Consider the following 13,452-nt stretch of genomic DNA (forward strand, 5'->3'; position numbering starts at 1 on the left):
GAGGCGGGCCTAGTCGATGGGCGGATGAGGCTTGCTCTGCCGGCGGGCAGATGAGGCGGGCCTGGTCGATGGGCGGATGAGATTTGCTCTGCCGGCGGGCAGATGAGGCGGGCCGGGCTGCGCGTGGTTGTCGCCGGCCCGGTCGGCTCGCTCCTGACGACCGAGCGGCTGAACACGGTGGCCGGGCGGCGTGTCCGGGTGGGTGGAGGCGTCGGGGCTGCGCAGGGTGGGCCGTACCGCCGTCTTCGAGGAGGCATCGTGAAGCGTCGTGTCATCGCCAAGCGTCGTGTCGTCGCCGTCCTGGCCGCTGTCGTCGCCGGGCTGGCGCTGTTCGCGGTGCCGGCCGCGGACTGGGACGGCCACGGGAACATCGAGCGGAACGAGTGGAACATCCCCCTCACCAACCTCCGCGTGCTGTAGGCGGTTCCGGCCGGCTGCCGATGTGCCGGGTCCGGCCGCCCGCCGTGGAGCTCGGGTGCCACGATGTGCCGGTCGGCCGCAAGCGCGGGCAGCACGGCACCGAAGGACATGCCGATGGTGGTGACGCCCCCGTGCAGGAGCACCAGGGGACACCGGGGCGGCGCGGCCTCCGAAGCGGCAGCAGCCGTACCGCTGTCGCGAGCGGCGCCGTGGATCTCGTAGTACGTCTCCACACCGTTGACCTCGGCTTGGCGTTTGCGGAGCTGGTCGGCATGGTCCGCACGTCCTTCCGGGGTTCGTTCCGCGGGTGTCGCCGGTGGTCGTGCCGGGGTCCTCCGTACGGAGTCCCATGCGGGGAGACCGGCTCGGCGCGTGGAACTCATCGCCGTGTCACAGAACGGGCGGGTCCGCTCGTCCAAGGTTTCACACAGGTATTCCGCGATCGGGACGGTGAGAGTCATGCGGGTGTTCGTGGCGGGCGGTACCGGCGTCATCGGGCGGCGGCTGGTGCCGCGGCTCGTGGAGCGGGGGCATCAGGTGACGGCCACGACGACGAGCGCGGCCAAGCTCGCCCTGGTGCAGCGGATGGGCGCGCAGGGCGTGGTGATGGACGGGCTCGACGCGATGTCGGTCGGCGAGGCGGTGGCCGCGGCGCGGCCGGACGTGATCGTGCACCAGATGACGGCGATCTCCGTACCTCACTCCGGCAAGCCCGACATCAGGCACTTCGACCGATGGTTCGCCACCACCAACCGGCTGCGCACCGAGGGCACCGACCATCTACTGGCCGCCGCGGAGGAGACCGGCGTCCCGCACGTCGTCGCGCAGAGCGCCGCCATCTGGAACGGCGTCCGCGAGGGCGGCTGGGTGAAGACCGAGGAGGACCCGCTGCCCGTGGAGACCGGGAAGCTGCGCGCCCTCGGCGAGGCGGTCCGGCACATCCAGGAAGCCGTCCTCAAGGCCGACGGGACGGTCCTGCGATACGGCGGCTTCTACGGGCCCGGCGCCACCGACGACCAGGTCGAACTCGTACGCAAGCGACAGTTCCCGCTGGTCGGGGGCGGTACCGGCTACTGCTCCTGGGTGCATCTGGACGACGCGGCGAGCGCCACCCTCCTGGCGGTGGAGCAGCGGGCGCGGGGCGTGTTCAACATCGTCGACGACGAGCCGGCGCCGGCCCGTGAGTGGCTGCCGTATCTCGCCGAGTGCGCGGGCGCGAAGCCTCCGCTGCGGGTGCCCAAGTGGCTGGCCCGGCTGCTCGCCGGGGACGTGGTGGTGACGATGATGACCGAGGGGCGCGGGTTCTCCAACGCCAAGGCCAGGCGGGAACTCGGCTGGGAGCCGCGCTATCCGTCGTGGCGCCAGGGGTTCCGGGAGGAGCTGGGTCGGTCGTAGCCCGGGGGCGGGGCTGGGCGATGGCTACCGCGTCCGTCATAACCGTGGCGATGGGGAGACAGCGTCCGTCGTAGCCGCGTCGCGGGACGACAGCGTCCGTCGTAGCCGCGTCGCGGGACGACAGCGTCCGTCGTAGCCGCGTCGCGGGACGACAGCGTCCGTCGTAGCCGTGGCGCGGGACGACAGCGACCGTCGTAGCCGCTCAGGCTGACCGTCGTACCCACATATTTGTGCCTACTTGGCAGCGCGCCCCCGCCGTCTGACCCTTGATGTGGGTGATCGACGCGGCGGCGGACGGAGGTGGCGTGCAGGTCAGTAGGCCGGCTGGGTCTCGGTCAGCCGCTCCAGGCGGCGGTGGCCCCAGTCGGCGAGCGGGGCGAGCGCCTCGGCCAGTTCGCGGCCGAAGTCGGTCAGGGAGTAGACGGTCTTCAGCGGCAGTACGTCGTGCACCTGACGGTGCACCAGTCCGTCCGACTCCATCTCCCGAAGCGCCTCGGTCAGCACCTTCTCGCTGAGGCCGGGTGCCCGGCGGCGCAGCTCCGCGGGGCGGTGCGGGCCGGACTCCAGCAGCCACAGCAGCAGCGTCTTCCACTTGCCGTCGATCACCGCGATCGCGGCGGTCACTCCGCAGACGTTCGGATCCTGGCGCCGACGCGTCATTTCGCCACCCCTTTTGTCATTAATTCATCCAACTATCATCACTTTACAGGGAGTTGAGCCCATGCCGACCTACGATCACGATTCCGCCGGCACCGACACCGTCACCGTCACCGTCCTCGGGCTGGGGCCGATGGGCGGGGCGCTGGCCGCTGCGTTTCTGGACGCGGGGCTGCGGGTGACCGTGTGGAACCGCACGCCGGGTCGGGACCGGGAGCTCGTCGGCCGGGGCGCGACGGCGGCCCCGACCCCGGCGGAGGCGGTCGCCGCCAGTGCGCTGACCGTCGTGTGCGTGGTGAACTACGACGCCTCCGACGCCGTCCTGCGTCAGGACGCCGTCGCCGCCGCGCTGAAGGGCCGCACGCTCGTGAACCTGACGGCCGACACCCCGGCCCGCGCCCGGGACACGGCCGAGTGGGCCGCCGGGCACGGCATCCGCTACCTGGACGGCGCGATCATGACGCCGGCCACGACCATCGGCACCCCCGAGGCGGTGTTCCTGCTCAGCGGCCCCGAGGAGCTGTACGGCGAGCACCGCCCCGTCCTGGACGCGCTCGGCGGCACGCACACCCACCTCGGCACGGACATCGGCCGGGCCGCCGCCTACGACATCGCCCTGCTCGACATCTTCTGGACGGCGATGGCCGGCTACGCGCACGCCCTGGCCGTGGCACGGGCCGAGGGCGTCACCGCGCGGGAGTTGGCCCCCTTCGCCCAGGGCATCGGCGCGATCCTGCCGCCGCTGTTCGAGGAGTTCGCGGCGGACGTCGACGACGACAGGTACTCCGGCGAGCTCAACCCGATCACCTCCGCCGTCTCCTCGATGGCCCATATCGCGCAGACCTCCGAGTCCCACGGCATCGAGGCGGCCGTGATCCGCGCCGCCGAGGGCCAGGCCCGCCGGGTCATCGGGCTCGGTCATGGGACGGACGGCTTCATGCGGGTCACCGAGCTGCTGGGCCGTTCCCGCCGGTGATGCCCCCACCTGTGGCGCTCCCATCGGTGGCGCCTCCACGGGTGATCCCTCCACCTGCGGCGCCCCCACCTGTGCCGCCCCCGCCGGTGCCCCCTCCACCTGCGGCGCCCCCACCTGTGACCCCTCCACCTGTGATCCCCCCACCTGTGCCGCCCTCGCCGGTGACCCCTCCACCTGCGGCACCCCCACCCGCGGCGCCCCCACCGATGCCCCCCGTGGTGGTGATCCACTCCTCCAACGCGGCGAAGTCGTGGTCGGTGAGTCCGAGGCGGTGGTCGACACGGTGGAGCAGGGCGGGTGAGGGGTGGTGGGCGGCCACGTAGGCCCGGTCGACGTCGGAGATCTCGTCGTCGACCCAGACGAAGGGGCTGCCCGCCGCCCAGGCCACCAGTGGCCGGGTCTTCCAGTGCGGGGCGCGGGGCCCGAGCCACGGTTCCGCGTCCTCGTCGGGCCAGTCCACCAGCCTGAGCGGGGACAGCCCGAGCCAGGGCGCGAGGGCGGCGTTCGCGTCGTCCAGCCAGGTCGTGGCCCACACCAGTTCGCAGCCGAGCTCCGCGAGCCGCTCCAGGCGGGCGCCGAGGGCGGGGGTGACGCGCGTGAGCAAGGGGTGCGCGGGCGGGTCGGGCAGGGTGCGGGGCGGCTCGTACCGCGGGTACGGCCGCTCCGCCCCGAAGGGGATGAGCGTCCCGTCGACATCCAGGAAGAGGATCATCGAAAAACAGGATCACCCCCTGCGGGGCGACTGCGCTAGTGTCACCGGTATGACTGCCGGGTCGGCCTTGTGCCGTGAGCGAGTTGGGTGTTGCCCGGCCTCTGAGTGAGGTCGTGGCGGCGGGCCAGGAGTCCGCCTCTCTTTTCTCTTCGCCTCCCCCTTCCGTACGGAACCCGCCGCACGGAACCACCGAAGAGAAAGAGACAGAGAAACCTGAGCATGCCCAACGACTTCAATCAGCAGGTCATCGAGGAATTCCGCGCCAACAAGGGCCGCGTCGGCGGCTACTTCGAAGGCGCCCGGCTCCTTCTGCTCACCACCACCGGCGCCCGCACCGGCCGCCCCCACACCACCCCCGTCGGCTACCTGCCCGACAGCGACGACCGCGTCCTGATCATCGCCTCGGCCGCGGGCGCATCCCGGCACCCGGCGTGGTTCCACAACCTCGTCGCCGACCCGCGGGTCACCGTGGAGAGCGGCGCGTTCACCTACGAGGCGCGGGCGGTCGTACTCGAGGGCGAGGAGCGGGACCGGGTCTTCGCACGGGCCGTGGAGGCGGACCCGGGCTGGGCGGCGTACCAGGAGAAGACGGAACGGGTGATCCCGGTGATCGCCCTGCACAGCCTGGCCGAGGGCGGCCCCGGGAACATCAACGCGTCGTCCATGGGCGAGGCGCTCCGCGTCGTCCACGACGCGTTCCGCCGCGAACTCGCGCTGATCCGGAGGGAGATGACGGAGATGAGCGAGGCGGGAGGCGAAGGGAGCACGACGGGCAGTGCAAATGGCACTGCGACGGGCACCCTCGGCGCCCAACTCCGCGTCAACTGCCTCACCTTCTGCGCCGGGCTCCACAACCACCACACCGGCGAGGGTCTCGCCATGTTCCCGTTCCTGGAGGACCGCCACCCCGAGCTCGCGCCCGCGCTGGCCCGGCTGCGGGACGAGCACGACCGGATCGCCGGGCTGGTCGAGGACCTGCGCCGGGTCGTGGGCGACGAGAACGCCGATCCGGACACGGCCCGCCGGGAGGTGGAGCGCCTCACGACTGAGCTGGAGGCACATCTGACGTACGAGGAGGAGCAGTTGATCCCGATTCTGGACGCCGGGGCCGCGTAGGGACGACGGTGCATGGCCGGCCGTGGCCCGCGCCCCGCTCAGAACGGCAACGGCCTCCCATGCACCACCTCCAACCCCGCGACCGCCCGCGTCACCACCACGTACAGCCGATGCAGCCCCCGCTCCTCCGCCTCCACGATCGCCGCCGGTTCCACGGCGACGACATGGTCGTACTCCAACCCCTTCACCACGCTCGCCGCTACGACGGCCACCCGCGCCCCCGCTTCCTCCGCGTCCCCGGCCTCGATCCCGGCGGCGCCCAGCGCCTCGCGCACCCGGGCCACGTCCGCGTCGGCCGCGACGACCCCCACGGACCCCTCCCGGCCCAGCGCGTCCCGTACGGCCCCCACGACCGCGCCCGGCAGATCGCCGTCGGCCCGCCGGAACCGCAGTTCGCCGTCCCCGCGCAGCGAGCGGGCCGCCGGTACCTCCACGTCCATCCGCTCCAGCAGCCGGTCGGCCAGCTCCAGCACCACCGCCGGCACCCGGAACCCGGTCGTGAGCGGCACGACCGCCGCGTCCGGTTTCCCGAGGTGCCCGAGCACCGTCCGCCAGGACCGCGCGGCCCACGGGGTGGTCCCCTGAGCCAGATCCCCCAGCACGGTCACCGACCCGAACGCGGCCCGCCGCGCGATCGCCCGGCACTCCATCGGCGACAGGTCCTGCGCCTCGTCGACGACGACATGGCCGTACCCCTGCGGATGTTCGATGAGCCCGGCCACCTCGTCGAGGAGCACGAGGTCGGCGGCGGACCAGCGGGCCGACTTCCACGACCGGGGCGGCCTGCTCCAGAGCAGCGCCTTCTGCTCGCCGCCGTCGAGGACCCCGTCGGCGGCCGCCTCCAACTCCGCCGGTTCCGTGAAGAGTCGAGCCACGACCTCCTCGGGCCGCACCCGTGGCCATACGGCGTCGACGTACGCCCCGACCGCCCGTGCCCGCGAGATCTTCCGCACCCACGCGGCACCCGGCGGCCCGCCGCGGCGCTCGGCCTGCTCCTGGACGACGCGCACGATCCGCGTCCGCACCCGCTCCCGCCCCACGGCGTACGGCGGCTCCTCGTCCCGCACCCCGGCCAGGATCCGCGACAGCCGGCCCTCCGGGACCCGCCACCGGTACGACCCGTCGGGAATCTCCACGGCACCGGACTGGTCCGCGCCCACCCTCGCGTACAGCGCCCGCCGCAGCACCTCCGCCATCCGCCCGTCGTGCTTGACGACGGCCGCGTCCCTCCCGTCGACGCCCTTGACCGGATGCCGGGCGATCTCGTCCCGCAGGGTGGACTGACGTACGCCGGTCTCGCCGAGCGCGGGCAGCACCTCGGAGATGTACGACAGGAAGGTCCGGTTGGGTCCGAGGATCAGCAGTCCGCCTCGCCGGATGCGCTGCGGGTGGGTGTAGAGCAGGTACGCGGCACGGTGCAGGCCGACGGCGGTCTTGCCGGTGCCCGGGGCGCCCTGCACGCAGAGGGAGACGGCGAGGTCGCCCCGTACGAGATCGTCCTGGTCGGGCTGGATGGTGGCGGCGATGTCGCGCATGGGGCCGACGCGGGGGCGTTCGATCTCGCGGGCGACGATCTCGCTCGCCCTCGTCCCGGACTCGCCCCGGTCGAGGTGCTCGTCCTCCAGGCCGGTCAGGTCGCCGGACTCGCCGCGGCTGCCGGGAGCCCAGCCGAACCGTCGCCGTACGGCGACGCCCTGCGGGTCGCGGGCGGAGGCCTGGTAGAAGGCGCGGGAGACGGGGGCGCGCCAGTCGACGACGAGGGGCGGCTCGGCGGGGTGCTCGGTGATCCGGAGGCGCCCGATGTGCAGTGCCCGGTGCTCGTCGCCGCCATAGTCCAGCCGGCCGAAGAACAGCGGCCCTTCGGGCAGTTCGTGCAGCGCCTTGGCCTGGCTGCGCAGCCGGTGGCCGAGGACTTCGGCGTCGGCGCCCGACGCGGAGGCGTTCTCACCGATGACGACCTGCTCGTCGGCGCCCTCGACCATGCCGGCGAGGGCGGTGCGGCAGCGGTCGTGGTGGGCGCGTTCGCGGATGAGGGTGTGCCGGAGGGCGGGGTCGGTGGACGTCATTCCAGGAAGCGTAGCGAAAAAACGTGACCGAGTTAAATTATTTACCGAGCCTCAGGCGTGCTCGTCGCGGCGACCGAGGGCGGCAACCCGGCCTCCAGCAGCCCGAACGCCCGCTCCGCCGCCGTCACCGCGTCCTTCTTCACCTCGGCCACCGGCTCCCCCGCCGAGATCCGCCGCCAGTTCTCCTGCGCGAGGATCCGCTGCACGGCGACGATCTGCCCGGCCGCCAGCCGCGCGTCGAGCCCTCCGCCGAGCGCCTCGGCGAGCGCGGCCTCCGAGCGCTCCAGGTAGGCGTACATGCGGGCGACGAGGGCCGGCGTCCCGTACACCAGCGAGTGGAAGGCGAGCACCGCGGGATGATCGTTGAGCCCGGTGATCGGATCGCACCGCTCGATCCCGTCGAGAAAATGCCTCCGCAGCGCCTCGACCGGCGCGGGTCCCTCCCGCACGACCCGCGCGGCCTCGTTCTCGTGATCGGCGATCCGGTACAGGACGAGGTCCTCCTTCGCCGGGAAGTACCGGAACAACGTCGGTTTGGAGATCTCGGCGGCGGCGGCCACCTCGGCGACGGAGACGGCGTCGAAGCCCTTCTCCACGAAGAGCCGGATGGCGGTCTCGGACACGGTCTCGTACATCCGCCGCTTCTTGCGCTCGCGCAGGCCGGGCTCGGAGATGCCGTTGTCGCTCATGGCCGTGAGCCTACGCGTGGCCGCACCGCGACCGGCGGTCTCAGGCAGCCGCCCGCTGCGGCCAGTCCGGCCGCTTCGCCAGCGACCAGAGGTCGTCGAAGTGCTTGATCCAGGTGGTGACGGCCGCCTCGGCGGCAGCGGTGCCCTCTCGCGACCACACGTTGAGATCGGTCCGGTAGCCCTTGGGGTCGTAGAACTCCGGCCCCATCTCGTGCAGCCGCATCCGGGCCGAGACGTCGTAGAGGCCGTGCAGCACCTGGACGCGGTTGAAGAGGCAGATCTTGTCCCGCGGGATACCGGGGTAGCAGCGGTACTCGCACTGGACGGTCAGCCTGCCGGTGGCGCTCAGTCGTCTGGCCAGGTCCGACAGAATGTCGTCGTACTCCTGGCAGCGTCGGATCATACGGTCCCGGAAGGCCGGGTCGTCCACCGGTACGGCGTCGTCGCCGACCCTTGAGGGCACGGTCATCGGTTGCCCGAAGTCCGGCACCAGCATCCGCACCGACACGCTCCTGGTGGGCCCCGGGTTGTCGAAGAGGCCCTCCAACCGGTGGTACAGCTCGTTGTACAGGGTCTCGCCGGTGTAGCCGAGGAAGCTGATCTCCACTCGCCGGGCCTGGAATGCCTCGCTGACGAATCCGCCCAGTTGGCTGGAGTTGACCAGGGCACGAGTCGGCACACGCACCGAAGAGGACAGTTCCCGGACCGCGTCGTACAACACATAGCCGACCAGGCTGAGCAGGGCGCCGCCGAGGTAGGCCTTGCCCTCCAGGGCGTCACCGACCGGCTTGACGAACTGTGCGGTCAGGCCGATGCCGAAGACGCCGATCAGCAGGACGCGCGTCACCACCGGTTCGAAGCGCTCCTGATACCGCCTCAGCCGCCGCCCCACCCCGTCCCCGCCCGGACCGCTCCCCCCGCTGGGCATCCCGACCCACCTCCCGGCAATGCAGCCCGACGGGCCGTCATATGCCCTTGGACCGACAGCTTTTGGGTGAGGACATGGTGCCCCTATGCCAGGGCTCGGGCAAGATACGGGTTGGCCGTCAGGCGGACGGGCAGGCCCAGGAACGCGGTGGCCGCGGCCAGCGTCATCGGGTAGGAGTCCACCGCCCGGCGCACGTTGGGCGCGTCCAGGCTCGCACCGGTGACCAGGCGGTCCAGGTCCACGTAGGCGGAGCGGACGATCTCGATGCCGCGGTAGACGCGCCAGTCACGTTCCCAGTCATGGGTGCGCTCCCTCGGCAGTGTGCGCTCCCAGCGGTGGAACATCCGGTCCCGGATCTCCGTCCGGGTCGGGGTGAGGTGCATGTGCCGGACCAGGTCGTAGAGGGGATCGCCGACCAGCGCCATCTCCCAGTCGATGATGGTCAGCGCCAGAGGGTCGTCACGGCGCACGAGATTCCAGGGATTGAGGTCGCCGTGCAGCAGAGCCGGCTTGCGGTCGCTCACCTCGAAGCGGATCAGTATCTCCCGCAGCCGGCCGGCGTCGGGCAGCCCGAGGTATCGAGCCAGTTGCTGTGACTCCCTCGGCAGCTCTCCGACCAATGAGACGAGTTGCTTCTTGAGCCACTGGAAGAACATGCCTTCACCGGCGGCCGGATCGACCTGCTTGAAGTCCACCCTTGTCAGCGCGCACAACTGGTCGACCAGGCCGTCCGCCTCGTGCGGCAGCAGGCCGTGCACGGGATGGCTCGGAGGCTTGTCGCCCGACCCGACGTAGGTGTGAATGGCGAAGTGATCGCGCGGGTAGCCCTCGCCCAGTGCAAGGATCTTCGGCGCCGCCACCTTCACGGGCGCCTCCTCGATCGCACGGAGCACGGCGTGCTCGCTGAGGAAGCTGGGTTCCCGACGGCAGACGCCCGGCAGCCTGCGCCGCACGACCACGGGGGAATCGAAGCCGGACACCGAAACGACCGAGTTGAGGTGCGCGGTTCCCTTGAACACACGGCCCGCCTGCGCGGCACCCTCCGCGAGCAGGGCCTCCCGCACGGCGGAGGCGGGAAAGTCGCTGCGCTCCGGGACCCGGCGGTCCGGATTCCAGTCAAACGCCTTCGCGATCCAGTCCCGGCCGCTGATGTCACCGTCACTGCGTGACGCCAGCCAGCGGAACAGGGCCCGCTCGATCTCCCCCTCGCTCGGCACGCTGACGAGCCGCAGCGGCTCCTGCGCGGCCTCCAACGCCCGGCGTACCTCCGCGGTCGCCTCGTCGAGCCTCTTCTGGGTGAACGACTCCTCCAGCGATCGTGCGGCCCGCATCACGTCCGGGTAGACCGACTGGGCCCGCTCGAAGGCGAGATAGCGGCGCAGATCCTTTGCCACCCCGTTGACGGCCGCGGGACGCACGTCCTGCATGGCCTCGATCCACGCGTCGACGACCTCGGTCCACTGATGTGCCGGGTATTGCATCCGTACCAGGTGGGTCGCCAGGTCGTGCACGGGGTCGCCGTAGGTGGCCAGCTCCCAGTCGACGCAGATGAGGGGCGGGGCACCGCTGTACGTGACGATGAGGTTGTCCCGATGCAGGTCGGCGTGGAGCAGGCTGTACGGCCGCCGAGCCATGGCGGGCACCCGCTCGGCGAACCGGATCAGGGCGTCCTCGGGGATGCCGAGCGCCGCGAACAGGCCACCGAATGCCTGCCAATTGGGCTGCCGGATCTGCCGGTCGGCGAGCCGGGCCAGCGTCTGCAGGAATCCCGTGCTGTCCGTGTGATTGCGCGGCCAGACAGCCGGCAGCGGCGGGAGCGCGCCCCGCCGCACCTGCGCCATCTGGGCGAGCAGGCCGGCCAGCGCCTTCACCAGCAGGGTGTCGACGGGTTTGCCGTCCCCGCAGACACTGGACAGCGGCATGCCTTCCACATAGCTGTGGATGGCGAAGCCGTTGCCTTTGACCAGGCAACGTGGCGCGTGCGGCAGAACCCCCCTGATGGCGTCGAGGATCTGTGCCTCGTCACTCCAGGTCCTGATCACGACGGGCAGCGCGTCGGCGCGCCGCACACGTACGGTCACGGAGGTACCGGCGTCGAGGCCCGTCAGCCAGGCCACGGAGCCGGAGACCGGCAACACGTAGTTCCGGTTGTGGTGGCCGCTGCTCGTCTGCCCCAGCGTTGCGGCCTGCCCCACGAACTCCTGAATGACGGCCTCGTACGTGGAGCGCCCCCCGTGCACGGGACGGGGAAGGGGAGGTACGCCCACTGGCCGCTCCGGGTGAGAATGAGGACGGTATGCCAAACGGTAAACACGTGGTGTTCTGCCCCGCACGACATGGTGAGACGCGAGTGGGCACTATGGGTCGCCCATCACTCTCTTGCACGAAGCCTTCGCGAGGCCGTTCGAAGTTTGGCTTATTCGCCATCACTTACGCACGAACGGGAACGGTTGCTCAATCGGTGCGGGCATGCTACAGCACCCCGGCGACGACTGCCTCCGGGGCCCCTCAGTAATCCGTAGGTCTCATGTGCACCATGCGGAACTACTCGGCCAGCAGCTCCCAGACCGAGTCGAACCACTTCTGCATGCTCTCCACGAAGACGGTCCCCGACGAGTTCCGGTCGTCGTCCTTCACATGGTGGGTGAGCGTGGCGCCGAGGCCGAGCACATCGAGCGCGGTGATTTCCTCGCCGGATTCCAGCTCGATCTTCCGCTCGATCACCTCGTAGAGACCATGCAGCGCCTCGGCGCCGTTGAACAGGTAGAGCTTGAAGGCCGGCGTGAGCGGCGCCCGCCGGATCTCCACGTCGACCGACGGCACCCATCCCTCGGTCTTGAGAGCCGCGAGCGACTGCCGCAGCAACTGTGTGTGCCGCTCCGTGATCTCGTGCAGCCGGACGCTCAGCCGCGGGTCGTCCTTGTCGTCCTTGACGCGGGGGTAGGGCAGCGGCTGCTCCTCGGCGGGCAGGAGCATGCGCAGGGTGATGCGCCGGGGGCTGATGGAGCGGCCGCGGATCCGGTCGGCCTGCTGCTGGATGCGCCAGTACAGGGATTCGGACGTCAACGTGTAGACGTCCATCGTCACTTCGGGCTGCTCGAACACCTCGCTGATGAGGGACTCGAGCGTGATGCCCCGGCGCGACCTGGTGGCCTTGGGTGTCGGGGACTGTATGCGCTGAGCCTTGATCACCCGGGACCCGCTGCCCTGCCGCGATTCGATCCAGCCCTCGCCCGCCAGTTCCCTCAGCGCCCGCTGGACGGTGTCCCGGGAGACACGGAACTCCTTGGTCAGGATTCGCTGCGAGGGCAGGGTGGAGTGCAACGGGTACTCCCCGTCGGCCATCCGGGCACGCAACTCGTCGGCGACCCGCTGGAACTCCTTGCCGCCGCTCTTCTGTGCAGCCACATGTTGACCGTACCGCTTTCAGTCCACTCGCAAACCAAACCGGAAATCCAGTCAACCAGCCCACAACACAGACCGGTTGGTTAAGGGATCTCCTCGGCCGGGCAGACCACCCACAGGTCAACCAGTCCAATTGGACGGCTAGTTGAGGTGTTGCGCGGAACCGGAAGGGATGTGGGGGGAATGCTCCTGCTTCAAGTCTCCAGGGCGCTGTTAGAGCTGTTCCTGGGCATGGAGGCACAGGCTCGACTTGGCGCGGTGGGTGTGGTGCTGCTGTTCGCGGTGGGGGTGGGCGTCCGGGCGCGGCAGGTCGGCCTGGCGGTCGGGGCCGCGGTGATGTTCACGCTGCTGATGATTCAGGCCTGAGCCGCCCGCACCGACCGCAAGACCGCCCACAGCGAATCCACCACGACCGTGGCCCCGGCCTCGCGCAGCAGTTTCTCCTTGCGGGCGTTACGCGCGTAGCCCAGGAAGGGGACGCCGGCGCTGTCGGCGGCGATGAGGTCGGAGGGGGTGTCGCCGATCATCAGGGCGGCGGAGGGGGCCGCGCCCATGGCGCTGAGGCCCCGGTTGAGGCAGTGCGGGTCCGGCTTGAGCTGGTGCAGGTTCTGCGTGCGGCCGTAGACGTGGGGGCTGAAGCAGGACAGCAGCCCGCGGCTCTCCAAGTAGGCACGCACCACTCGGGGGGAGTTGTTGGTGGCAATCGCCAGCCGGGATCCGACCGCCGTCCAGGTGCGGATCAGCGGGTCGGCGTACGCGGTGGGCATCGCGGAGGAGGTCGCCCGGAGTTCCTCCTGGGTGAGACGTTCCTCCAGTTCCGCGACCAGGTCACTGCCGGGGTGGCGGCGGTCGACGGCGCGCAGGACGACGTGCGGGTCCAGTGACTGCCGTTCGTCCTCCGTCAGCAGTCCGTGCAGTCCGCGGCCCTCGAGCCAGTCCACCAGGTCGATCGCCACCCGCTCGGCCTTGTGCCCGGCGAACAACCGGCATATCGGTCCGTCGAAGTCCCAGAGCACGACGCGAGCGCGTGTGATCAGTTCCCGGAGCTGTTCGGTGTCGTTCTCGGTCTCTGCGGTCACGGATTCAGT

Annotated in this window: 12 protein-coding genes and 1 pseudogene; 5 read left to right on the forward strand and 8 right to left on the reverse strand. The window is 70.8% G+C overall.

The window, feature by feature from the left end; all coding sequences use genetic code 11:
* Positions 1-258: 258 nt before the first annotated feature.
* Together AC3ETA_RS35270 and AC3ETA_RS35275 are read left to right on the forward strand one after the other, a co-directional pair.
* Positions 259-420, forward strand: a complete 162-nt coding sequence (locus AC3ETA_RS35270; RefSeq protein ID WP_432196964.1) for a hypothetical protein — start codon at positions 259-261, stop codon at positions 418-420.
* Between the two features lie 459 nt (positions 421-879).
* The gene (locus AC3ETA_RS35275; RefSeq protein ID WP_432196965.1) at positions 880-1,815 is read left to right on the forward strand and encodes an NAD-dependent epimerase/dehydratase family protein; all 936 of its coding nucleotides are present in this window, start codon (positions 880-882) and stop codon (positions 1,813-1,815) included.
* 312 nt (positions 1,816-2,127) lie between these two features.
* On the opposite strand, the gene AC3ETA_RS35280 is transcribed toward AC3ETA_RS35275, so the two are convergent.
* Positions 2,128-2,475 carry a winged helix-turn-helix transcriptional regulator gene (locus AC3ETA_RS35280; protein WP_432196966.1) on the reverse strand — a complete coding sequence of 116 codons (348 nt, stop codon included), beginning with the start codon at positions 2,473-2,475 and terminating at the stop codon, positions 2,128-2,130.
* Positions 2,476-2,536: 61 nt separating this feature from the next.
* On the opposite strand from AC3ETA_RS35280, the gene AC3ETA_RS35285 reads away from it, so the two are divergent.
* Positions 2,537-3,448, forward strand: coding sequence for an NAD(P)-dependent oxidoreductase (locus tag AC3ETA_RS35285; RefSeq protein ID WP_432196967.1), 912 nt, complete (start codon positions 2,537-2,539; stop codon positions 3,446-3,448).
* A 211-nt stretch (positions 3,449-3,659) separates the two neighbouring features.
* Here the strand turns inward: AC3ETA_RS35285 and AC3ETA_RS35290 are convergent.
* A pseudogene (locus AC3ETA_RS35290) lies at positions 3,660-4,160 on the reverse strand (HAD domain-containing protein); the annotation flags it as partial.
* Positions 4,161-4,379: 219 nt separating this feature from the next.
* Here AC3ETA_RS35290 and AC3ETA_RS35295 point away from each other — a divergent pair.
* Complete coding sequence (locus tag AC3ETA_RS35295; RefSeq protein WP_432196968.1) at positions 4,380-5,276, forward strand: nitroreductase/quinone reductase family protein; 897 nt, start codon at positions 4,380-4,382, stop codon at positions 5,274-5,276.
* A gap of 38 nt (positions 5,277-5,314) precedes the next feature.
* Here the strand turns inward: AC3ETA_RS35295 and AC3ETA_RS35300 are convergent, their stop codons facing one another.
* From AC3ETA_RS35300 to AC3ETA_RS35320, 5 genes are all read right to left on the reverse strand, one after another.
* On the reverse strand, positions 5,315-7,342 hold the full coding sequence (locus AC3ETA_RS35300; RefSeq protein WP_432196969.1) for a HelD family protein: 2,028 nt from the start codon (positions 7,340-7,342) through the stop codon (positions 5,315-5,317).
* A 41-nt stretch (positions 7,343-7,383) separates the two neighbouring features.
* On the reverse strand, positions 7,384-8,016 hold the full coding sequence (locus AC3ETA_RS35305; RefSeq protein ID WP_432197041.1) for a TetR/AcrR family transcriptional regulator: 633 nt from the start codon (positions 8,014-8,016) through the stop codon (positions 7,384-7,386).
* 55 nt (positions 8,017-8,071) lie between these two features.
* A complete protein-coding gene (locus AC3ETA_RS35310) occupies positions 8,072-8,959 on the reverse strand; it encodes a hypothetical protein (RefSeq protein ID WP_432196970.1) in 888 nt (295 codons plus the stop codon).
* Positions 8,960-9,042: 83 nt separating this feature from the next.
* Positions 9,043-11,226 (reverse strand): phosphotransferase, encoded by a 2,184-nt coding sequence (locus tag AC3ETA_RS35315; RefSeq protein WP_432196971.1) that lies wholly within the window; start codon positions 11,224-11,226, stop codon positions 9,043-9,045.
* Between the two features lie 277 nt (positions 11,227-11,503).
* A complete protein-coding gene (locus tag AC3ETA_RS35320; protein WP_432196972.1) occupies positions 11,504-12,367 on the reverse strand; it encodes a GntR family transcriptional regulator in 864 nt (287 codons plus the stop codon).
* 180 nt (positions 12,368-12,547) lie between these two features.
* Here AC3ETA_RS35320 and AC3ETA_RS35325 point away from each other — a divergent pair, with 180 nt between their 5' ends.
* Entirely contained in the window at positions 12,548-12,730 is a 183-nt protein-coding gene (locus AC3ETA_RS35325; protein WP_432196973.1) for a hypothetical protein, read from the forward strand.
* Here the strand turns inward: AC3ETA_RS35325 and AC3ETA_RS35330 are convergent.
* Positions 12,721-13,443 (reverse strand): HAD family hydrolase, encoded by a 723-nt coding sequence (locus AC3ETA_RS35330; protein ID WP_432196974.1) that lies wholly within the window; start codon positions 13,441-13,443, stop codon positions 12,721-12,723. The genes AC3ETA_RS35325 and AC3ETA_RS35330 overlap by 10 nt on opposite strands.
* Positions 13,444-13,452: the final 9 nt, after the last annotated feature.

The organism is Streptomyces sp. bgisy027 (assembly GCF_057710365.1).

Coding starts and splice junctions, on each gene's coding strand:
- AC3ETA_RS35295 (WP_432196968.1), top strand. CDS start 4,380: ATGCCCAACGACTTCAATCAGCAGGTCATCGAGGAATTCCGCGCCAAC.
- AC3ETA_RS35280 (WP_432196966.1), bottom strand. CDS start 2,475: ATGACGCGTCGGCGCCAGGATCCGAACGTCTGCGGAGTGACCGCCGCG.
- AC3ETA_RS35325 (WP_432196973.1), top strand. CDS start 12,548: ATGCTCCTGCTTCAAGTCTCCAGGGCGCTGTTAGAGCTGTTCCTGGGC.
- AC3ETA_RS35275 (WP_432196965.1), top strand. CDS start 880: ATGCGGGTGTTCGTGGCGGGCGGTACCGGCGTCATCGGGCGGCGGCTG.
- AC3ETA_RS35300 (WP_432196969.1), bottom strand. CDS start 7,342: ATGACGTCCACCGACCCCGCCCTCCGGCACACCCTCATCCGCGAACGC.
- AC3ETA_RS35310 (WP_432196970.1), bottom strand. CDS start 8,959: ATGCCCAGCGGGGGGAGCGGTCCGGGCGGGGACGGGGTGGGGCGGCGG.
- AC3ETA_RS35285 (WP_432196967.1), top strand. CDS start 2,537: ATGCCGACCTACGATCACGATTCCGCCGGCACCGACACCGTCACCGTC.